Genomic DNA, 19,219 nt, shown 5'->3' with positions numbered 1-19,219 from the left:
GTCTATTCTCGTGGCAAGCACGCCCAGCGATTACACCGATTCCGCGGAGGTACACCCATGAGCACTGCCGTCAAGTACGACCGGACGCTATTCGAGCCGGAGCACGAGCTGTTCCGCGAGTCCTACCGCGGGTTCCTCGAGCGGCACGTCGCGCCCTACCACGACCAGTGGGAGAAGGACAAGATCGTCGACCGCGGGGTGTGGCTCGAGGCCGGCAAGCAGGGCTTCCTGGGGATGGCGGTGCCCGAGGAGTATGGCGGCGGCGGCAACCCCGACTTCCGCTACAACACCATCGTGGTGGAGGAGACGGTCGCCGGCCGCTACAGCGGACTGGGCTTCTCGCTGCACAACGACGTCGTCGCGCCGTATCTGCTGCGCCTGACCACCGAGGAACAGAAGCAGCGCTGGCTGCCGAAGTTCTGCACCGGCGAGCTGATCACCGCGATCGCCATGACCGAGCCGGGCACCGGAAGCGACCTGCAGGGCATCAAGACCCGCGCGGTCAAAGAAGGTGACCACTACATCCTCAACGGATCCAAGACCTTCATCACCAACGGCATCAACTCCGACCTGGTCATCGTGGTGGCCCAGACCGACCCCGATAAGGGTGCGCTGGGCTTCTCGCTGCTGGTCGTCGAACGCGGCATGGAGGGCTTCGAGCGCGGCCGTCACCTCGACAAGGTCGGGCTCGACGCCCAGGACACCGCTGAGCTGTCCTTCACCGACGTGAAGGTGCCGGTGGAGAACCTGCTCGGCGAAGAGGGGCAGGGCTTCATCTACCTCATGGAGAACCTGCCGCAGGAGCGGATCTCGATCGCCATCATGGCCGCAGCCGCCATCGAGGCCGTGCTGGCCGAGACGATCCAGTACACCAAGGAGCGCAAGGCATTCGGCAAGCCGATCGGTTCGTTCCAGAACAGCCGATTCCTGCTGGCTGAGCTGGCCACCGAGGCCACCGCGGTGCGGATCATGGTCGACGAGTTCATCCGGCTGCACCTCGACGAGAAGCTGACCGCCGAGCAGGCCGCGATGGCCAAGTGGTGGACCACGGAAGCCCAGGTCAAGATCATCGACCGGTGCCTTCAGTTGCACGGCGGCTACGGCTACATGCGGGAGTACAACGTGGCCCGCGCTTACCTGGACGCCCGCGTGCAGACCATTTACGGCGGGACGACCGAGATCATGAAGGAGATCATCGGGCGCAGCCTGGGCGTCTAGCCCGCATACAGCGGTTTTGTCACAACTTAATGCTGTTTTCCGGTGTTTGTGCGTGCCGTATCTCAGATATCGCCGCGTGTCGTGATCTGCTGACGCAGAGTTGACGCGGACTATAACTAGAGGAATCTTGACCGGAACGCAGGGGAGTTACATGACCTGGCTTGGAAGTCGTCTCACCAGAGGCGTCGGGCGACTAGCGCTTGGCGTGGTCGCGACGGCTGTGGCGGCGCTGCTGGTTGCTCCTGCGGCGGTGGCATCACCGGAAAGCGATGCCGCCAACGCGGCCATCGACCAGGCGTGGCAGGCCGCAGGCGGCGACGGGTCGCCGGTCGGCGGCAAGGACGGCGACGTCTACCCGGTCGGCGACGGGTTCGCGCAGAATTTCAGCGGCGGCAAGATCTTCTTCACCCCGGCCACCGGGGCGCACCTCCTGTTCGGCGCGATCCTGGACAAGTACCAGGAGCTCGGCGGCCCCGCCGACGGCGATCTCGGATTCCCGACCATCGACGAGGTGGCCGGCCTGCTCGGTCCGAACAGCCGGGTCAGCACGTTCAGCGCCAGCGACAAGCCCGCGATCTTCTGGACGGCCGAGACCGGGGCACGGGTTGTGCGCGGCGCCATCAACGCCGCATGGGACAAGCTGGGCGGTTCCGGGGGCACGCTGGGCGCGCCGACCGGCGACGAAACCTACGACGCCGACGTCGTGAGCCAGAAGTTCACCGGCGGCACGGTGTCCTACAACAACGCCACCAAGGTGTTCACCACCGACCCGCCCGACCTGGCCGCGAACCTGGCCGGTGTCGAAGTCCCGTCGGATCCGACGACGTTGATCAACCAGGCCTGGCGGGCAGCCGGCGGTATCTCCGGCGTGCTGGGCGGACGGCAAGGTGCTCAGTACACCGTCGGCAGCGACGGTGCCGCGCAGGATTACGCCGGCGGCAAGATCTTCTACTCGCCGGCGACCGGTGCCCACGCGGTGACCGGCGCGATCCTGTCGAAGTACGAATCGGCCGGTGGCCCGACCGGTGACCTTGGTCTGCCGACCGGCACCGAGGCCGATGGCGGCGCGCCCAACAGCCGGGTCAGCACGTTCAGCGCAGCGGACAAGCCGGTGATCTTCTGGACGCCGGACAACGGCGCGATCGTGGTCCGCGGTGCGATCAACGCAGCCTGGGCGAAGCTCGGCGGTGCGACGGGCTCGCTCGGCGTGCCGACCGGCGAGCAGACCACAGACGGTGACACCGTCACGCAGAAGTTCAGCGGTGGCGAGATCTCCTTCAACAAGGCCTCCAATACCTTCACCACCAAGCCGCCGGAATTGGCCGGACAGTTGTCGGGCCTCCAGGTGCCTGCCGCGAGCGGGCCGCAGACGCCCGGTGCGCCGGGGGCCGACGGCAAGTCCGGCAAGTCGTTCACCTGGCACTGGTGGTGGCTGCTGGTGATCATCCCGGGGCTGCTGCTGATCGGCGTGCTCGCCCTGGGTGTGCTGTGGCTGCAGCGGCGCCGCGCCGCCACCGCCGAGGACGACGACGACTTCGAGGACGCCGACTACGACGATGACGATCGCTGGCCCGGCGATTCCGAAGCGTCGCGGTACTCCTCCTATCCCGACGGCGGCCGTGCCGAGGTTCCGAGTTCCTCCGGGTTTAATTGGTCCTCCCCGGGCCTGGGGGCCAAGTCGATGCCCGGCCCCGACGACGTGTTCGACGGTGACCAGGACTCCATCGACACCACGCCGACCCGCATTCCCGTCGAGCCCGAGGCCGACACCGCGGCAGACGACGTACACCCGGATTACGTGGAGTACGCCGAGGTCGAGGAGGAGGCCGACGAGGCCAGCGACTCCGGCCGGCACGCCGCGGTCAATCTCGAAGAGTCACAGTCGATGTGGCGCCTGGACATGGGCGGTATCGGCACTCCGCGTCGTCGTCGCGCCGCCGAGGAGCCCGACGAGGTTCCGATCGTGCCCGACGAGGATGTGACCGTCGAACCTGCCGAAGAGCAGCAGTCGGATGCGCATGAGGACCAGGACCCCGCCCGTCCGGCGATCCACCTACCGCTAGCCGATCCCTATCAGGCGCCTGAAGGCTATGTGATCAAGGCCAACACCCACTCCGGCCTGTACTACACACCGGAGTCCGAGCTCTACGAGCACACCATTCCCGAGGTGTGGTTCGCCAGCGAGGAACTGGCCCAGGCCAACGGTTTCCACAAGGCCGAATAGCGGCCCGCTCGTCGTCAGATCTTGCGGATGACGGTGACGACCTTGCCCAGGATGGCGGCGTCGTTACCGGGGATCGGGTCGAAGGCCGGGTTGTGGGGCATCAGCCACACCTGACCACCCGTCCGCTTGAACGTCTTGACCGTCGCTTCGCCGTCGATCATGGCGGCCACGATGTCGCCGTTGTCAGCGACGTTCTGCTGGCGCACCACAACCCAGTCGCCGTCGCAGATGGCTGCGTCGACCATCGATTCGCCGACGACCTTCAGCAGGAACAACGACCCTTCGCCGACGAGTACGCGCGGCAGCGGGAAGACGTCCTCGACGGCCTCCTCGGCCAGGATCGGACCGCCCGCGGCGATCCGGCCCAGGACCGGAACGAACGTCGGCTCGGGCAGCGCGTCTGAGCCGACGACCTCGGTCACCGGTGGCGTCGGCATGTCATCCGCGCTGCGGACGTCGACGGCGCGTGGCCGGTTGGCGTCGCGGCGCAGGTAGCCCTTGCGCTCCAGGGTGCGCAGCTGGTGGGCCACCGACGACGTCGAGGTGAGCCCGACGGCGTCACCGATCTCCCTGATACTCGGGGGATAGCCGCGGGTGGTCACGGAAGCGCGGATGACCTCCAGAATGGTCCGCTGCCGCTCGGTCAATCCGGAGTCGGGAGCCCCGCTACGGCTGCTGGTGTCGGTCCCCGATGTCTCACTGCGGTCACTCATAGCGCCGAATGTAGTCGCCCGGACCGACACAATCAAACATTTGTTCGAGCGTGTCGCATCGTGTCGCGATGTTCGATCGCGCGGGGCGAAAACTTGTCGGTGGTCCGTTTTATTCTTCCGACACGCTCGCTCACATGTTCGGACATCGAACACATGATCGAGTATATTTCGAACACAAGAGCGAACAGTCGGGCGCATCGGAGGAAGGAGCGGACATGACAGTCATCGACGATTTACAGGTGGTGGCGTGGCCGTCGGAGCCGCGGCGGTACCCCGTCCGGTCCGGTTCGCCCGTGCGGGTGCGTCCGGGCGGGACGCGCACTGATCGGCCGGGCCCCGCACGGCCGGCGGCCGGGCACCTGCACTACCGCGGCACCGGCGTTGCCGTATCGCGCGCGGCGCACACGCGCAAGCCGGTCAGCACGACGGCCACCATCGTGCTCGCGGGGCTGGCGGCGCTGATCACGCTGTGGCTGGGCTCGCTGTTCCACTTCAGCTCCACCGAGGTGGCACCGGCGGCGGTCCCTGACCAGCTGGCGGTGGTGCGGGTCGAGGCAGGCGAGACGTTGCAGCAGGTTGCCTCCCGGGTGGCGCCCGATGCGCCGGTGAGCCAGGTCGTGCAGCGCATCCGCGAACTCAACAAGCTCGATTCGGCCGCGCTGGACGCAGGCCAGACCCTTATCGCACCCATCGGCTGATTCGCCACCGCCGTGGCCCGCGACGACGCACTCCGCTGGACGGCCCGGGTAGGCTCTGGGTGGTTCACATCACCCGGCTGCGGCGGCGAAGGAGCGGTCATGCACTGTCCGTTTTGCCGTCATCCCGATTCCCGCGTCGTCGACTCGCGTGAGACCGACGAGGGCCAGGCGATCCGGCGGCGCAGATCGTGCCCCGAATGTGGTCGGCGATTCACAACGGTGGAGACCGCTGTCCTGGCCGTGGTCAAACGCAGCGGCGTCACCGAACCGTTCAGCCGGGAGAAGGTCATCAGCGGGGTGCGCCGCGCCTGCCAGGGCCGCCAGGTCGACGACGACGCGTTGAACTTGCTCGCTCAGCAGGTCGAGGACACGGTGCGGGCCGGCGGGTCACCCGAGGTCCCCAGTCACGAAGTGGGCCTGGCGATCCTCGGCCCGCTGCGCGAACTCGACGAGGTCGCTTACCTGCGCTTCGCCTCGGTGTACCGCTCGTTCAGTTCGGCAGAGGATTTCGAGCGCGAGATCGAGGCGCTCCGGGCCCACCGCAGCGTCGGAACATCGGGCTGAGCCCGGCTCAGCCCAGTTGCCGCACCCCGTCATCGACCACGCGGCCACCGACGATCACCCATCCCTCGGGACTCCATTGAGTCTGCAGGCAAGAACCCTTGCCCTGGGTGATGGTGAGGTCGCGGCTGAGGTAGTCGGTGATGCGCACCGCGGCCGACCCGGTCGCCTCGTCCTCCGGCACCCCCAGATCGTTGGCGAACATTCGCGACCGGATGTGCCCCTGCTCGCGGTCGACCCAGGCCCACAGGTAGTGCTCGGCGTCGTCGGCGTAGTCACCCGGATCGGCGGCCAGCACGTCCTCGGCGGACGGCAGGTCGTGGATGGCGAACTCCGGTGACCATTCCGCCCTGGCCCGAATCGTCGTCAGCTCGCCGTCGTCACCCAGCTGCACGATGCCGGCGGGCACCTGCAGGGTATGGACCGGTGTGCCCCGCTCCCGCAGCCACCAACCCGCTCCTACCGTCGGGTGCCCGGCGAACGGCAGTTCGGTGGCCGGGGTGAAGATGTGCGCGAGCGCCGTCGTCGAGCCCGGATCGGGCAGTTCGATGAAAATCGTTTCGCTATAACCCAATTCGGTCGCGATGCGTTGTCTCTCACCGGCGGCGACGGTTGAGGCATTGACGACCCCGAGGGGATTGCCGAAGTTGCCCGTGGCATCGGTGAACACCCGCAAGACGGTGACGTCGACGGTCATGAGCCGACTCTACGACGCGTGCTCGCCTGCGTGCACTGACTAGGTGGCGCTGCGCTCGTCGGTGCCCATCGCGTCGAGCACCGCAACCCGGGTGTCCAGGGAGCCGGTGACCAACCGCTCGCTGATCCCGGTGCGCAACAAGTCACGCAGGACGCCCTGGTCGTACTCGGCCGGCGCCGTGGAGTCGATAAACCGTTGCACCACCTCGACGAACCGGTCCGGATCGTCGTGGAACGGAAAATGCCCGGATCGCGCGAAGATCTCCAGCTGCGAACCGGGCATGGCCGAATGTGCCATCTTGGCGTGGGCTACCGGGATGACGGCGTCCTGATCGCCCCAAATCAATTGCACAGGAACGGATTCCGTCAGATAACATCGGTCGAGCATGGTCACCACCTGACCGCGCCAGTCCACCACCGAACGCAGTGTGCGGGTGAACGCCGAGGACGCCGTCGGCTCGGGAAGGTCGGTCAGGATGCGCAGTGCATCGGGGATGTCGCGGCCGAGGCCGGTCGAACCGAAGACCGAACCCAGCGCCCGGCCCGCGACTTGTAGCGCGGGCAGCACCATCGGCAGCCGCAGCAGCGCCAGGGCCTCGCCGCCCAGGGGCAAGGAGGCCAACCGCAGCGCGATGTTGACGTCCTTGGTGACCCCGCCGGCGCCGATCAGGATGAGGCGCTCGACCAGTTGGGGGAACTGGTAGGCGAACTGCATGGCGACGCCGCCGCCGAGCGAGTGCCCGACCACGGTGACCTTGTCGATATCGAGCACGCTGAGCAGGTCCCGCATGCCGTTGGCATAGGCCGCCACCGAGTAGTCGGCGCGCGGCTTGTCGGACTGGCCGTGGCCCAGCAGGTCGGGTGCGATCACGGTGAAGCGCTGCGCGAGCTTGCTGTGCACTGAATGCCAGGTGGTCGAGTTGTCACCGATGCCGTGAATCAACAGCAGCACCGGACCCGATCCCGCGACCCGGAATGCGCGGCGGTAACCGTGGATGGTCTTGAAGTGCAGCGTCGGAGTCACTTCCCGCACCGGCTGCAGATTGGGCTTTCGCTGCGGCATCTCCAACCTCGTCGTCGGTGCGGGGACTTCCTAGGTCTCGCCGTCGTCGGTGAGACCGTCCTTGAGGTCCTCGGCGTGCTGGGCCAGGAATCGCTCGAATTCCCCGGCGAGTTCGTCACCGCTGGGGAGTTCTTCGTCGTGTGCAAGCAACGACCGGTTCTCCTGCGCGGCAACGAATGCATCGTACTGTCGCTCCAGTGCGCTCACCACTTGAGCGACCTCGGGACTGGCCTCTACCTGCTCGTCGATCTTGGTGCGCACGGCCGCGCCGGCCTCGGTCAGGGCCCTTAGCGGAAGCTGCAGCGAAGTCGTCCTGGCCACCTGCTCCAGCAGCGCCTCGGCGGCGATGGGGTAGTCGGTCTGGGCCAAATAGTGCGGAACGTGCACGGTGAACCCGAGGACTTCGTGGCCGTGCTGGGCCATCCGGTACTCCAGCAGGTTCGAAACGCTGCCCGGCACCTGCACTTCGCCGACCCACGGTTGGTGGTCGGTGATCAGTTCGCGGTTGTTCGAATGCGCCGTCATGGACACCGGGCGGGTGTGCGGCACCGCCATCGGGATGGTGCCCAGCCCGATGGTCTGCCGGACTCCCAGCCGCTCGGCCAGCAGGCGCACCGCGGTGACGAACCGCTCCCACCTCAAATCCGGCTCCAGCCCGGCGAGCAGCAGAAACGGCGTCCCCATGCTGTCGTGCAGTGCGTAGAGGTTCAGCTGCGGTTCGTCATAGTTGGTGAAGTGGTCGGTCTTGAACGTCATCACCGGCCGCCGCGAGCGGTAGTCGAGCAGCTCGTCGATCGCGAACGAGGCGACCAACTCGGTGTCGAGCACGTTGCGCAGATGTTCGGCGGCCAGGTGGATGGCGTGGCCGGCGTCGGAGAACCCCTCCAGAGCGTGCACCAGCACCGGGCCCCGCCCGTCGGACGCCGACAGTTGGGGTGCCGGAAACTCCAGTTCGTACATCCCGGTGGGCTCCGGTTGATACTGCTGTCCCTGCTCGTCAGCCATCGTTTCGCCTCCTCGCGGTGTCCTGCGACGTCATGGTCGCGCTCGTACCGTTGACCACTAGTGTCTCGCAGATCCGGCACAACGCCATCGTGTGCCCGTCTCTGGACAACGCAGCCGTGGTCGCGCTCGTTCCCTGCTCGCCGACGATATCGGGCATGATCTCCTGCATGCGGACCGTCCTGGCGGCATTGAGCATCGCGACAGTTGCTGTTGTGGTGGGCGGCTGCGGCCAGTCCAGCGAGCCGCCGGCCAAAGCCGCCGAGACCGCCAAACCTTCCGGTGAGGCCATCTCGGCGCGACCGTCGGCGCCCCAGCCCGCGGTCGGCGCCCTGTTCCTCGGCGGCACCGACACTCACACCTGCACCGGATCGGTGGTGCGGTCGGTCTCCAAGGACCTGGTGCTGACGGCCGCGCACTGCCTGGCCGACGGCTATCCGGCCACCTTCGTGCCCGGTTTCGCCGACAAGGCCGCTCCGGGTGACGTGTGGACCGTCGACACCGTCTACCTCGACCCGCGCTGGGTGGCGACCCAGGACCCCAAGGCTGACTACGCCTTTTTGCGGGTCAGCAGGCCCGGTGGCGGCGCGATCGAGACGGCGGTAGGTGCTGCGCTGGTGCTGGGCGCAACGCCGAGCGAGTTCAGCCAGGTGACGATCGTCGGCTATCCGCTCGGTGTGGGCGGCAGCCCGCTGAGCTGCGACACGATCGCCGGGGTCGACGAGGGCGGCTTCCAGACCCTGCAGTGCGGCGGTCTGGTCGACGGCACCAGCGGCGCACCGTGGATCAAAGGCCCAGAGGTGGTCGGGGTGATCGGCGGCCGAGACGGCGGCGGCTGCCAGGACAGTGTCTCCTTCTCGGCCCCCTTCGACCAAGCCACCGCAGCCCTGCTTAAGCGTGCCGAGGCCGGCGGGCCCGGTGACACCGCGCCGAACACATTCGACTCCGCGTGCTAACCGCTCACTTACGGAACTGGTTCAGCGCCCGAAGTTTGTTCATCACGTCCAGCGCCGCGACCTTGTACGCCTCGGAGAACGTCGGGTAGTTGAACACGGCGTCGACGAGGTATTCGATCGTCCCGCCGCAGCCCATCACGGCCTGGCCGATGTGGACGAGTTCGGTGGCTGCGGTGCCGAAGATGTGAACGCCGAGCACCTTGAGGTCCTCGGTGGACACCAGCAGCTTCAACATGCCGTACGAGTCGCCGGCGATCTGGCCGCGGGCCAGCTCGCGATAGCGGGAGACGCCGACCTCGTAGGGGATTGCGTTCTTGGTCAGCTCGGACTCGGTGGCCCCGACGTAGGACACCTCGGGGATGGAGTAGATGCCGATCGGCTGCAGCGCAGTCATACCTGCCGTCGGCTCGCCGAAGGCGTGGTAGGCGGCGAGCCGGCCCTGCTCCATCGAGGTGGCCGCCAGCGCCGGGAAGCCGATGACGTCGCCGACCGCGTAGATGTGGTCGACCTTGCTCTGGAAAGTCTTGTCGTCGACGAAGATTCGACCGCGGTTGTCGGCTTCCAGGCCGGCGTTGGACAGATCAAGGCTGTCGGTCTGGCCCTGCCGTCCAGCCGAGTACATCACGGTCTCGGCGGGGATCTGCTTGCCGCTGGCCAAGGTGGTGACGGTGCCCGCCGAGCCGACATCCACGGCGGTCACCTCCTCGCCGAACCGGAAGGTCACCGCCAGATCGCGCAGGTGGAAGCGCAACGCCTCGACGATCTCGGGGTCGCAGAAATCGAGCATCGTGTCGCGCTTTTCCACGACGGTGACCTTGGTGCCCAGCGCGGCGAACATCGAGGCGTACTCGATACCGATCACCCCGGCGCCCACCACGACCATCGAGGTGGGGATGTTCTTCAGGTCGAGGATGCCGTCAGAGTCCAGTACCCGGTTCTCGTCGAATGCGATCCCGGCTGGCCGCGCGGGTTTGGTCCCGGTCGCGATGACGATATAGCGGCCGCTGATGGTGAAATGTTCGGCCCGGGTGGGATCCTCGATCGTCAGGGTGTGCTCGTCGAGGAATCGGCCAAGGCCCATGTAGAGCTCGACACCGTTGCGCATCAACTGGTTTCGGATAACGTCGACTTCTTTGCCGATCACGTGCTGGGTGCGGGCGAGTAGATCGGCCGGGGTGATCTTGTCCTTGACCCGATAGCTGGCGCCGTACAGTTCGCGCTGGCTCATACCGGTCAGATACAGAACGGCCTCGCGCAGCGTCTTGGACGGGATCGTGCCGGTCTGGACGCAGACGCCGCCGATCATGTGGCCCCGCTCGATGACGGCCACCGACTTGCCCAGTTTGGCTGCGGCGATGGCGGCTTTCTGGCCGCCGGGACCCGAACCGATGACGACGAGGTCGTATTCCAAACCCATGAGCAACAGGTGTACGCCGGTTTGCCGAATCTCGCATGCCGACGGTGTCAATACGACGTGAACACTGCGCCATCCCCAGCCCGCAGTTCATCCACAGCTTCGGTGTCCTGGACGGGTCGGCCGGACCGGTATGACGGTGTCGGTTGACAGCGTCGGGGCATGACCACCTACCGCCCTGATTACCGCATCAACCGTCCCGGCGCCCTGATCGCCGCCATCCCTGCCGTGCTGGGCTTCGTTCCCGAGAAGTCGCTGGTCCTCATCGCGCTCGAGCACGACCAGATGGGGGCGGTCCTGCGCGTCGACCTCGACGACGCGATGGCCGGCAAAGTCGACCATCTGATCGAGATCGCGGCGACCTCGGGAGCCGAGGCCGCCATCGCCGTGATCGTCGACGACAAGGGCGCGCCGTGCCCGACGTGTAACGACGACTACCGCCGGCTGTGCCAGGCGCTGGCGGACGCGCTGACAGACCAGGACATGACGCTGTACGCCGCACACGTGGTCGACCGGATCGCGGCCGGCGGCACCTGGCACTGCGTGGACGGCTGCGGGGACACCGGCCCCGTCGAGGATCCGTCGGCCTCCCCGCTGGCCGCCGCGGCAGTGCTCGACGGCAGGCGGCTCTACGGCCGGCGTGCCGACCTGCAGGCGGTGATCGCCGTCGCCGATCCGGCGCACGCCGACTCGCTGGTCGAGGTGATCGGCCAGTGCGCCACCGACAGAGAAATCCGGTGGCGCGCCGATCCGGATGCGTGCGGACGGCGTGACGTTGAGGCGACGATCGCGGCGGCCGCCCGGGTCAGCACCGGAGCCCAACCCGATGACGCGGAGGTGGCGGCGCTGGCGTGCGCGATCACCGATGTCGCGGTGCGTGACACGCTCTACGCGCTGGCCGTCGGGTCGGAGGCCGGGCAGGCCGAGACGCTGTGGGCATTGCTGGCCCGGACCTTGCCGGAGCCGTGGCGAGTGGAAGCCCTTGTGCTGCTGGCATTTTCAGCGTATGCCAGGGGTGACGGCCCGCTGGCCGGCTTGTCGTTGGAGGCGGCACTGCGTGGCGATCCGGAGCACCGGATGGCGGGCATGCTCGACACCGCGCTGCAGTCGGGGATGAGGCCGGAGCAGATCCGTGAACTCGCGGGCACCGGCTACCGGCTGGCGAAGCGGCTCGGGGTGCAGTTGCCGCCGCGCCGGATGTTCGGGCGACGGGCGGTCTAGCCCAGGCTTAGGCGTTCTAGACCTTCTCGACCTTCACGGCGTGGGCCATCTCGTGCGGCAGGTCGACGTTCTCGTGGCCACCGATGATGATCGTCACGCTGCCGTTCGGGTTGTTCTCGACCTGCACTCGGGCGTTAGGCACCACACCGGCGTCCTTGAGCCGGCTGATCAGCCCGACGTCGCCCTGGACGTGTTCGGTCAGCTGGCGCACCACCACCGCGACCGGGGAACCCGCGGGCAGTTCGGTGAGGCGGAACAGCGTGTAGTCGGGCTGGCGGGCGTAGTTATCCAGTCCCAGGTGGGACAGTCCGGGAATCGGGTTGCCGAACGGGGACACCGTCGGGTCGTCGAGGACCTTCACCAGGCGGCGTTCGACGTCCTCGCTCATCACGTGCTCCCACCGGCAGGCCTCGGCGTGGACTTCCTCCCAGGGCAGGCCGATGACGTCGACCAGCAGGCGTTCGGCCAGGCGGTGCTTACGCATCACCGATACCGCCAGCGCCCTGCCCTTCTCGGTCAGTTCGAGATGGCGGTCACCGGCTACGTGCAGCAGTCCGTCGCGCTCCATGCGTGCCACGGTCTGGCTGACCGTAGGTCCGCTCTGCTCCAGCCGTTCCGCGATACGCGCCCGCAGCGGAGTCACACCCTCTTCTTCGAGGTCGTAGATGGTCCGCAGGTACATCTCGGTGGTATCGACCAGGTCGTTCATAGGCCACCCTTCGTCACGGCCAAGTCTACTGGCGCAGCTGGGCGAATGGTCGGACAACACTGCCCCGGCACAGCTGTGTGCCCGTCAGCCAGGGCCGACGGGCACACAGGAGAGTGGTGGTCAGCTGGCGTAGGACCGCAGCCGGTCGGCCCGTTCGCCGTTGCGGAGCTTGGCCATGACCTCACGCTCGATCTGGCGGACCCGCTCGCGGGACAGCCCGAACAGCTTGCCGATCTGGTCCAGGGTGCGGGGCTGGCCGTCGTCGAGGCCGAACCGCAGCCGGATCACCTGGTGTTCGCGCTCGTCGAGGGTGGCCAGCACGCTGCGGATGTCGGTGTGCAGAAGCTCCGAGATCACCGCGTTCTCCGCCGACATCGCCTCGGCGTCCTCGATGAAGTCGCCGAGCGGGGCTTCCTCGTCGCTGCCGACCGGCATGTCCAGGCTGACCGGGTCCCGGCTGTGCTCGAGCAGATCGTTGATCTTCTCGACCGGGATGCCCGACTCTTCAGCCAGTTCCTCGTCGGTGGCCTCGCGGCCCAGGTTCTGGTGCATCTCACGCTTGATGCGGGCCAGCTTGTTCACCTGCTCAACGAGGTGGACGGGAAGCCGGATGGTGCGGCTCTGATCGGCCATACCGCGGGTGATGGCCTGGCGAATCCACCACGTGGCGTAGGTGGAGAACTTGAAACCCTTTGTGTAGTCGAACTTTTCCATCGCGCGGATCAACCCCAGGTTTCCTTCCTGGATGAGATCCAGCAGTGGCATTCCGCGACCGGTGTAGCGCTTGGCCAACGACACCACCAGGCGAAGGTTGGCCTCCAGCAGGTGGCTGCGTGCGGCCTGGCCGTCGCGGACCACGATCGCAAGATCGCGCTTGCGGTTGTCGCTGAGGCGCTTGCGGGTCTCCAAGAGGTGCTGGGCGTACAGGCCGGCCTCGATGCGCTTGGCCAGCTCGACCTCATCCTCGGCGCTCAGTAGTGCGGTCTTGCCGATGCCATTGAGATAGACGCGCACCAGATCAGCGGCTGGGCTCTGGGCGTCCAGATCGCTGTCGAATCGGCTGGTGGTGGCATTTGCCATGGTGGCCTCCTGATCGGCTCCGACTGTCAAATGGTTCAACGTCGGCTAGGAGCTAAGAGTTCCCACGTGCTTGCCGTCTCACACCCTCTGACGTGCAGAAATGTCGCGAGGTTCTGAGAATGTGCTGAGAATGGCGCGCGGTGGCGCTCAGTGGGAACCGGCATCGGCCGGTCCGGCCGGATGCGGTTGCACAGTGGGGAGGACGGCCTCGATCGCCCGGCGATCGGGCCGCGGGAAAAGCTGGGTGCGGTTGGGCATGTCGTTGTACCGGCGCGGCTCCTCCGCGCGGCGCGGCGGCCGGTCGTTGGCGATGAGTACGGCGATCCAGGGCAGTGGAATCGAGACCGCGACGATCGCCAGCGAGATCAGCCCGTTATGCCAGATTCCGTAGGCAATCGCCGCCAGCAACAGAGCCGGAATGCGAAAAGACATGATCGCCAAGTACTTACGTACCCGCGCGCGGTGCTGCTCCTCATAAGCGGGTGCCGCCGCGGTGATGAGCACGGGCCGACCGTCGTCGTCGAAACCCACCTCACGCTTCATTCCCCTACTGTTCCACATCTTGGGGCCGTTTGACCCGGCCGGTTTCTTACGGGGGTCTTACCGGGCAGAATGGTGTCATGCAGACCCAGACGATCGAGCGCACCGACACCGACGAACGCGTCGATGACGGGACCGACGACGACACTCCCAAGGTCTTCCACTACGTCAAGAAGGACAAGATCGCCGAGAGCGCAGTCATGGGAACCCACGTGGTGGCCCTGTGCGGCGAGGTGTTCCCGGTGACCCGGGCCGCCAAGCCTGGTTCGCCGGTCTGCCCGGACTGCAAGAAGGTCTACGAAAGCCTCAAGAAGGGCTGACCGGCTCGGCCGTGGGTTCCGGGCTGGGGTGCGCGGGCTTGGCCGCCTCCCCGGTGCTCTCGCCCAACGAGCGCGCCTTGTGTTCGAGCCACGTCCGCAGCTGGCGGCCGCGGGGGATCGGTGCGGGGAACTCCTCCTGGATTGCGGCGTTGAGTTCGGCACCGATCATGATCGCGAAGCCCAGGAAGAACGCGAACAGCAAGAACGCGATCGGTGTGGCCAGCGCGCCGTAGGTGTAGCCGGTGCTGGTGATCCAGGTCAGGTAGAACCGAAGGCCCATCGTGGCCACCACGAACACCGCCACCGCCAGCACCGCACCCCACACCAGCCGATGGGTCGGCAGTGGTCTGGGCAGCGACACCCGGTAGAGCACGGTCACGGCCACGACCACCACGAACATCAGCACGGGGAAGTAGCCGTGCTGCAGCACGTTGTCCCAGCTGTCGGGGATGTACTCGGAGACCTTGCGCGGACCGAGCGCGACGAACGGGGCGGCCGCGATCACCACCACCAACATCACCACGTACAGGCCCAGGGCGAAGAAGCGCTGGCGCACCGGGTGGCGTAACGGGGTCTGGTCATGGGCCTCGACGACGGAGTCGACGAACGCCGATACCGCTGACGAGCCCGCCCACAGACTGATGACGAAACCCACCGAGACGACCTCACCGCGGGCACCGACGACGATGTCGCGCACCGTCGGCTCGATGATCTCGGCCACGACGTTCTTGGAGAAGAAGCTGTTCGAGGTGCTGATCAGCTGGTCTTGGATCCGCTGCAGGGTGTCGGGCCCGAACAGCGGCGCGATGTAGGCGAGGCTGCCGAGCATGCCGAGCAGCAGAGGCGGCAAGGAGAGCACCGACCAGAAACCCGCCTGGGCGGACTCGGAGAAGATCGAGTCGTCCCAGCTTTTCGACAGGGTTCGCTTGGCGATGCGCCACACGTGATGGCGGGATGGTTTCGCAGGCTGGTCAGTCATGACCAGTCCAGCATTCCTGACGGTTCCCGTCCTGCCCAGCGACGTGGCCGTCAGGCCACGTCATGCGTCCGCGGGACTCACTTCGATCACGGCTGCCAGCTCGATCAGCTTGGCCTGGTGCTCGTTAGCGTGGTGCTGGCAGAACAGCAATTCCGCACCGGAGGGCAGCTTGGCCCGCACTCGGGCCGCTGCACCGCAGCGGTCGCAGCGATCAGCCCTAGTCAATTCGGGACTGGTCAAGAATGCGGTCATGGGCTCCTCCGTAAGGTGCTCAGCGCGCCGGCGGTTTCGGCGCCACCGTCGCGTATCTCTACTGTCTCAGACGTTTTGCGTTCCGGCCTTGTTCCCCGGGGGTTTGACGTTGTGTCGTGTCTCACGCTCCGTCGTGTTGCGGGTGATGCAGTGTGGTCGTATGTACCCGAATCCCGATTTCTTACTCCACCTGTGTGGACGGCGTGACTGGGACGATGCCAGGGGCGTCGGCGAACTTTGCCCCTCGTCGCTGACCGACGTCGGGTTCGTCCACCTGTCGGCGCCGCACCAGGTTCACCTGCCGGCCAACCGGCTTTTCGCCGGCCGTACGGACCTGGTGCTGCTGCACATCGACCCGCGGGTCCTGACCGCGCCGTTGCGGTGGGAACCCGGTGTGCCAACGGATCCCGCGTCGATGTTGTTCCCGCACCTGTACGGCCCGTTGCCGGTCGACGCTGTCGTGGAGGTCGCCACCTACCTGCCGGGACCCGATGGGAGCTTTCCGCCGTTTCAGTCCGCGACGTAGGCATCGGCTTCGATCTCGACCAGCAGATCGGGCTCGATCAGCGCCGACACCTCGACCATGGTGGCGGCCGGCTTGACCGCACCGAAGAACTCGGCGTGTACCGCCCCGACCTCACGCCACTGGGAGATGTCGGTGACGTAGATCCGGGTGCGAATGACGTCGGACAGCCCACCGCCGAGTGAGGCCAATGCAGATTGGATGCGGCGCAACGCATTTCGTGTTTGCTCGGTGATATCGGCACCCGGGCCGGTGGTTCCCGCGACGGAGATCAGCGGCCCGGTCCGCACCGCCCGGGAGTACCCGACTTCGGGTTCGTAGACGGATTCAGAGGACAGGTTCTTCCGGTTGGCCACGCCGGTCAGGGTAGGCAGGTCTGGCCGGCGTCCGCACCTGAGTTTTGCCCAGCGGTTGTCGTGGGTGGTCGACGGCCGCTAGCGTCAATTACGCGGGGGCGGCTTCCTCCCAGTGCTCGAAGTCCAAGCAACTGAAGCGTGCTGGACATGGGCCGCTCCCGCCCAGTTTGCACGCTCGGGGGAAGCGCGGATAAAGCTGCCTAGTCCAGGTAGTCCCGCAAGACCTGCGAGCGGCTGGGGTGCCGCAGCTTCGACATGGTCTTGGACTCGATCTGGCGGATGCGTTCGCGGGTCACCCCGTACACCTGGCCGATCTCGTCGAGGGTCCGCGGCTGGCCGTCGGTCAGGCCGAACCGCAGCCGCACCACACCGGCTTCGCGCTCGGAGAGCGTCTCGAGAACCGACTGCAGCTGATCCTGCAGCAGTGTGAACGACACCGCGTCCACGGCCACCACGGCTTCGCTGTCCTCAATGAAGTCGCCGAGTTGGCTGTCGCCCTCGTCGCCGATGGTCTGGTCCAGCGAGATCGGCTCACGCGCGTACTGCTGGATCTCCAGCACCTTCTCCGGCGTGATGTCCATCTCCTTGGCCAGCTCTTCGGGAGTGGGCTCGCGGCCCAGGTCCTGAAGCAGCTCGCGCTGGATGCGGCCCAGCTTGTTGATGACCTCGACCATGTGCACCGGAATACGGATGGTGCGGGCCTGGTCGGCCATGGCGCGGGTGATCGCCTGGCGAATCCACCAGGTGGCGTACGTGGAGAACTTATAGCCCTTGGTGTAGTCGAACTTCTCGACCGCACGGATCAGACCCAGGTTGCCTTCCTGAATCAGGTCCAGGAACGCCATGCCGCGGCCGGTGTAGCGCTTGGCCAGCGACACCACCAGGCGAAGGTTGGCCTCCAGCAGATGGTTCTTGGCGCGGTCGCCGTCGCGGCAGATCCACTGCATATCGCGGCGCTGCTGCACGGGCAGCTTCTCGCCCTTCTCGGCCAGCTCGGAGAGTTTCTGGGTGGCGTACAGACCGGCTTCGATCCGCTTGGCCAGCTCCACCTCTTCCTCGGCGTTGAGCAGCGCGACCTTGCCGATCTGCTTGAGGTAGGCGCGCACCGAGTCCGCTGAGGCGGTGAGCTCGGCGTCCTTGCGGGCCTGCCGCAGCGCCTCGGATTCCTCTTCGTCCCAGACGAAGTCTCCGGATGCCTTGTCCTTCTCCGACGGCTCGCTGATGTCCTCGTCTTCGGCGGTGTCGGCCTCGGCCGCCGGGGTGGCCTCCTCGTCGGCGACGACCACGTCATCATCGGCGACGACCACGTCGTCTTCGAGATCGTCGAGCTCGATGTCGTCGACGGCGACGTCGAGTTCCGGATCGGCTTCGAGGTCGGTGTCCAGGTCGTCGACGACGACATCGCCGTCGGCTGCGGCGTCAACGCCCGTCTCGGCCTTCTTGGCGCGCCCGGGCGCGGCCTTGGCGGCCTTCTTGGCCGGAGCGGCCTTGGCGGCCGGGCGGCTCTTGGTCGTGGTCTCGATGTCCTCGGCGTCGGCGTTGACGGCCCCTGCAGGGGTGGCCTTCGCGGCCCGCTTGGTCGGGGCGGAACCGTTGGGTGCCTTGGCCGCCGGCCGCTTCGCGGGAGTCTTGGTGGCGGTGCGCTTCACCGGCTCGTCGGTTGCCGGGCTTGCTTTGGTCGCTGCCACGTACACCCTTTCGGTCGTGCTGGCTGTCGGCGGGCGTGGGCGCGCCCGACCGAAAGCGTCGGCTATCAGGAATATCGGCGTGGATCTCGTTGTGGATACTTGCCGCTATCCGGTAGGCGGCCGCCGACGACCATTGTAACGACTGCTGGGCCCTGCACCCGCTCAGCGGGCAAAATTCAGTGTTCGGCGTCGCCTGCGGCGGCCATCGCGGCGCCGACGATGCCCGCCTCGTTGAGCAGTTCGGCCGCCACCACGGGGGTGCGGTTCTTCAGCAGCGGGATCCACTTGTCGGCTTTGCGGCTGATCCCGCCGCCGGCGATGAACAAGTCAGGCCAGATCAGGTTCTCGACTGCGACCAGCACTTTGGTCACTTCTTCGCTCCACCGCTCGTAGCTCCATTCCTTGCGCTCCTTGACCGACGAGGCGGCGCGGTGCTCGGCTTCCTTGCCCCCGACCTCGAGGTGGCCGAACTCGGTATTGGGCAGCAGGACGCCCTTGTGGATCACCGCCGAGCCGATGCCGGTGCCGAAGGTCAACAGCACGACGACGCCGTTCACGCTGCGCCCGGCACCGTGGCGTTCCTCGGCAAGCCCAGCGGCGTCGGCGTCGTTGAGGACCGTCACCTGCCGGCCGCCCAGCGCAGCGCCGAAGAGCTCCGCGGCGTCGGTGCCGATCCAGGCCTTGTCGACGTTGGCCGCCGTGCGCACGACCCCGTCGACGACGACGCCCGGGTAGGTGACGCCGAGCGGCCCGGTCCAGCCGAAGTGGTTGACGACCTCGGCGACGGTTTTGCCGACCGCCTCGGGTGTCGCGGGCTGGGGGGTGAGGAGCTTGAAACGCTCGCCGATGAGCAGGCCGGTGTCCAGGTCGACGATGCCGCCCTTTACCCCGCTGCCGCCGACGTCGACCCCGAATCCTCGGTTCTGTCCTGGGGCGGTCTCGGTTCCGGTCATGGCTGCTCCTGGGCGAGGCGGGCGGTCTGCGCGATCCACACACTAATGCGTAC

21 protein-coding genes are annotated in these 19,219 nt (G+C 66.9%); 8 read left to right on the top strand and 13 right to left on the bottom strand.

Annotated elements, in window-relative coordinates; translation table 11 throughout:
- The first annotated feature begins 57 nt into the window (after positions 1-57).
- Together HBE64_RS14305 and HBE64_RS14300 are read left to right on the top strand one after the other, a co-directional pair.
- Positions 58-1,218 (top strand): acyl-CoA dehydrogenase family protein, encoded by a 1,161-nt coding sequence (locus HBE64_RS14305; RefSeq protein ID WP_167103255.1) that lies wholly within the window; start codon positions 58-60, stop codon positions 1,216-1,218.
- A gap of 151 nt (positions 1,219-1,369) precedes the next feature.
- Positions 1,370-3,442 (top strand): hypothetical protein, encoded by a 2,073-nt coding sequence (locus HBE64_RS14300; RefSeq protein ID WP_167103251.1) that lies wholly within the window; start codon positions 1,370-1,372, stop codon positions 3,440-3,442.
- A 14-nt stretch (positions 3,443-3,456) separates the two neighbouring features.
- On the opposite strand, the gene lexA is transcribed toward HBE64_RS14300, so the two are convergent.
- Entirely contained in the window at positions 3,457-4,155 is a 699-nt protein-coding gene (gene lexA / locus HBE64_RS14295; RefSeq protein WP_167103248.1) for a transcriptional repressor LexA, read from the bottom strand.
- Positions 4,156-4,370: 215 nt separating this feature from the next.
- On the opposite strand from lexA, the gene HBE64_RS14290 reads away from it, so the two are divergent.
- Entirely contained in the window at positions 4,371-4,853 is a 483-nt protein-coding gene (locus HBE64_RS14290) for a LysM peptidoglycan-binding domain-containing protein (RefSeq protein ID WP_167103245.1), read from the top strand.
- Between the two features lie 99 nt (positions 4,854-4,952).
- Positions 4,953-5,417, top strand: coding sequence for a transcriptional regulator NrdR (gene nrdR / locus HBE64_RS14285; protein WP_167103242.1), 465 nt, complete (start codon positions 4,953-4,955; stop codon positions 5,415-5,417).
- 7 nt (positions 5,418-5,424) lie between these two features.
- Here nrdR and HBE64_RS14280 read toward each other — a convergent pair whose 3' ends face one another.
- The 3 genes from HBE64_RS14280 to HBE64_RS14270 are packed head-to-tail and all read right to left on the bottom strand — an operon-like array spanning position 5,425 to position 8,178.
- Positions 5,425-6,111 (bottom strand): PhzF family phenazine biosynthesis protein, encoded by a 687-nt coding sequence (locus HBE64_RS14280; protein ID WP_167103239.1) that lies wholly within the window; start codon positions 6,109-6,111, stop codon positions 5,425-5,427.
- Between the two features lie 39 nt (positions 6,112-6,150).
- Entirely contained in the window at positions 6,151-7,173 is a 1,023-nt protein-coding gene (locus HBE64_RS14275; RefSeq protein ID WP_167103236.1) for an alpha/beta fold hydrolase, read from the bottom strand.
- A 30-nt stretch (positions 7,174-7,203) separates the two neighbouring features.
- Positions 7,204-8,178, bottom strand: a complete 975-nt coding sequence (locus tag HBE64_RS14270) for a proteasome assembly chaperone family protein (RefSeq protein WP_167103233.1) — start codon at positions 8,176-8,178, stop codon at positions 7,204-7,206.
- Positions 8,179-8,333: 155 nt separating this feature from the next.
- On the opposite strand from HBE64_RS14270, the gene HBE64_RS14265 reads away from it, so the two are divergent.
- Entirely contained in the window at positions 8,334-9,131 is a 798-nt protein-coding gene (locus HBE64_RS14265) for a serine protease (protein ID WP_371744188.1), read from the top strand.
- Positions 9,132-9,135: 4 nt separating this feature from the next.
- Here the strand turns inward: HBE64_RS14265 and sthA are convergent, their stop codons facing one another.
- The gene (gene sthA / locus HBE64_RS14260) at positions 9,136-10,548 is read right to left on the bottom strand and encodes a Si-specific NAD(P)(+) transhydrogenase (RefSeq protein ID WP_167103227.1); all 1,413 of its coding nucleotides are present in this window, start codon (positions 10,546-10,548) and stop codon (positions 9,136-9,138) included.
- A gap of 159 nt (positions 10,549-10,707) precedes the next feature.
- Here sthA and HBE64_RS14255 point away from each other — a divergent pair, with 159 nt between their 5' ends.
- Positions 10,708-11,766 (top strand): DUF4192 domain-containing protein, encoded by a 1,059-nt coding sequence (locus HBE64_RS14255; RefSeq protein WP_167103224.1) that lies wholly within the window; start codon positions 10,708-10,710, stop codon positions 11,764-11,766.
- A 16-nt stretch (positions 11,767-11,782) separates the two neighbouring features.
- Here the strand turns inward: HBE64_RS14255 and HBE64_RS14250 are convergent, their stop codons facing one another.
- The 3 genes from HBE64_RS14250 to HBE64_RS14240 form a co-directional block, all read right to left on the bottom strand.
- On the bottom strand, positions 11,783-12,475 hold the full coding sequence (locus tag HBE64_RS14250) for a metal-dependent transcriptional regulator (RefSeq protein WP_167103222.1): 693 nt from the start codon (positions 12,473-12,475) through the stop codon (positions 11,783-11,785).
- A gap of 120 nt (positions 12,476-12,595) precedes the next feature.
- Positions 12,596-13,555 (bottom strand): sigma-70 family RNA polymerase sigma factor, encoded by a 960-nt coding sequence (locus HBE64_RS14245; protein ID WP_167103219.1) that lies wholly within the window; start codon positions 13,553-13,555, stop codon positions 12,596-12,598.
- A 147-nt stretch (positions 13,556-13,702) separates the two neighbouring features.
- On the bottom strand, positions 13,703-14,116 hold the full coding sequence (locus tag HBE64_RS14240; protein WP_167103216.1) for a DUF3099 domain-containing protein: 414 nt from the start codon (positions 14,114-14,116) through the stop codon (positions 13,703-13,705).
- A 59-nt stretch (positions 14,117-14,175) separates the two neighbouring features.
- Here HBE64_RS14240 and HBE64_RS14235 point away from each other — a divergent pair, with 59 nt between their 5' ends.
- Entirely contained in the window at positions 14,176-14,415 is a 240-nt protein-coding gene (locus HBE64_RS14235) for a DUF3039 domain-containing protein (protein WP_167103213.1), read from the top strand.
- Here HBE64_RS14235 and HBE64_RS14230 read toward each other — a convergent pair.
- The gene (locus HBE64_RS14230) at positions 14,402-15,394 is read right to left on the bottom strand and encodes a YihY/virulence factor BrkB family protein (protein ID WP_167103210.1); all 993 of its coding nucleotides are present in this window, start codon (positions 15,392-15,394) and stop codon (positions 14,402-14,404) included. The genes HBE64_RS14235 and HBE64_RS14230 overlap by 14 nt on opposite strands.
- Positions 15,395-15,454: 60 nt before the next feature.
- The gene (locus HBE64_RS14225; protein WP_167103207.1) at positions 15,455-15,646 is read right to left on the bottom strand and encodes a hypothetical protein; all 192 of its coding nucleotides are present in this window, start codon (positions 15,644-15,646) and stop codon (positions 15,455-15,457) included.
- Positions 15,647-15,806: 160 nt separating this feature from the next.
- On the opposite strand from HBE64_RS14225, the gene HBE64_RS14220 reads away from it, so the two are divergent.
- On the top strand, positions 15,807-16,172 hold the full coding sequence (locus tag HBE64_RS14220; RefSeq protein ID WP_167103204.1) for a DUF952 domain-containing protein: 366 nt from the start codon (positions 15,807-15,809) through the stop codon (positions 16,170-16,172).
- Here HBE64_RS14220 and HBE64_RS14215 read toward each other — a convergent pair.
- The 3 genes from HBE64_RS14215 to ppgK form a co-directional block, all read right to left on the bottom strand.
- Entirely contained in the window at positions 16,157-16,525 is a 369-nt protein-coding gene (locus tag HBE64_RS14215; RefSeq protein WP_167103201.1) for a RidA family protein, read from the bottom strand. The genes HBE64_RS14220 and HBE64_RS14215 overlap by 16 nt on opposite strands.
- Before the next feature lie 200 nt (positions 16,526-16,725).
- A complete protein-coding gene (locus tag HBE64_RS14210) occupies positions 16,726-18,213 on the bottom strand; it encodes an RNA polymerase sigma factor (RefSeq protein ID WP_167103198.1) in 1,488 nt (495 codons plus the stop codon).
- 176 nt (positions 18,214-18,389) lie between these two features.
- On the bottom strand, positions 18,390-19,166 hold the full coding sequence (gene ppgK / locus HBE64_RS14205) for a polyphosphate--glucose phosphotransferase (RefSeq protein WP_167103195.1): 777 nt from the start codon (positions 19,164-19,166) through the stop codon (positions 18,390-18,392).
- Positions 19,167-19,219: the final 53 nt, after the last annotated feature.

Origin of the sequence: Mycobacterium sp. DL592, from assembly GCF_011694515.1 — a bacterium.
Taxonomy (GTDB): Bacteria; Actinomycetota; Actinomycetes; order Mycobacteriales; family Mycobacteriaceae; genus Mycobacterium.
This window is presented reverse-complemented; position numbering and strand designations above follow the sequence as displayed.

What these genes read in the sequence shown, in the direction of transcription:
- HBE64_RS14305 (WP_167103255.1), top strand. Translation starts at nt 58, where the DNA reads ATGAGCACTGCCGTCAAGTACGACCGGACGCTATTCGAGCCGGAGCAC.
- HBE64_RS14300 (WP_167103251.1), top strand. Translation starts at nt 1,370, where the DNA reads ATGACCTGGCTTGGAAGTCGTCTCACCAGAGGCGTCGGGCGACTAGCG.
- lexA (WP_167103248.1), bottom strand. Translation starts at nt 4,155, where the DNA reads ATGAGTGACCGCAGTGAGACATCGGGGACCGACACCAGCAGCCGTAGC.
- HBE64_RS14290 (WP_167103245.1), top strand. Translation starts at nt 4,371, where the DNA reads ATGACAGTCATCGACGATTTACAGGTGGTGGCGTGGCCGTCGGAGCCG.
- nrdR (WP_167103242.1), top strand. Translation starts at nt 4,953, where the DNA reads ATGCACTGTCCGTTTTGCCGTCATCCCGATTCCCGCGTCGTCGACTCG.
- HBE64_RS14280 (WP_167103239.1), bottom strand. Translation starts at nt 6,111, where the DNA reads ATGACCGTCGACGTCACCGTCTTGCGGGTGTTCACCGATGCCACGGGC.
- HBE64_RS14275 (WP_167103236.1), bottom strand. Translation starts at nt 7,173, where the DNA reads ATGCCGCAGCGAAAGCCCAATCTGCAGCCGGTGCGGGAAGTGACTCCG.
- HBE64_RS14270 (WP_167103233.1), bottom strand. Translation starts at nt 8,178, where the DNA reads ATGGCTGACGAGCAGGGACAGCAGTATCAACCGGAGCCCACCGGGATG.
- HBE64_RS14265 (WP_371744188.1), top strand. Translation starts at nt 8,334, where the DNA reads ATGATCTCCTGCATGCGGACCGTCCTGGCGGCATTGAGCATCGCGACA.
- sthA (WP_167103227.1), bottom strand. Translation starts at nt 10,548, where the DNA reads ATGGGTTTGGAATACGACCTCGTCGTCATCGGTTCGGGTCCCGGCGGC.
- HBE64_RS14255 (WP_167103224.1), top strand. Translation starts at nt 10,708, where the DNA reads ATGACCACCTACCGCCCTGATTACCGCATCAACCGTCCCGGCGCCCTG.
- HBE64_RS14250 (WP_167103222.1), bottom strand. Translation starts at nt 12,475, where the DNA reads ATGAACGACCTGGTCGATACCACCGAGATGTACCTGCGGACCATCTAC.
- HBE64_RS14245 (WP_167103219.1), bottom strand. Translation starts at nt 13,555, where the DNA reads ATGGCAAATGCCACCACCAGCCGATTCGACAGCGATCTGGACGCCCAG.
- HBE64_RS14240 (WP_167103216.1), bottom strand. Translation starts at nt 14,116, where the DNA reads ATGTGGAACAGTAGGGGAATGAAGCGTGAGGTGGGTTTCGACGACGAC.
- HBE64_RS14235 (WP_167103213.1), top strand. Translation starts at nt 14,176, where the DNA reads ATGCAGACCCAGACGATCGAGCGCACCGACACCGACGAACGCGTCGAT.
- HBE64_RS14230 (WP_167103210.1), bottom strand. Translation starts at nt 15,394, where the DNA reads ATGACTGACCAGCCTGCGAAACCATCCCGCCATCACGTGTGGCGCATC.
- HBE64_RS14225 (WP_167103207.1), bottom strand. Translation starts at nt 15,646, where the DNA reads ATGACCGCATTCTTGACCAGTCCCGAATTGACTAGGGCTGATCGCTGC.
- HBE64_RS14220 (WP_167103204.1), top strand. Translation starts at nt 15,807, where the DNA reads ATGTACCCGAATCCCGATTTCTTACTCCACCTGTGTGGACGGCGTGAC.
- ppgK (WP_167103195.1), bottom strand. Translation starts at nt 19,166, where the DNA reads ATGACCGGAACCGAGACCGCCCCAGGACAGAACCGAGGATTCGGGGTC.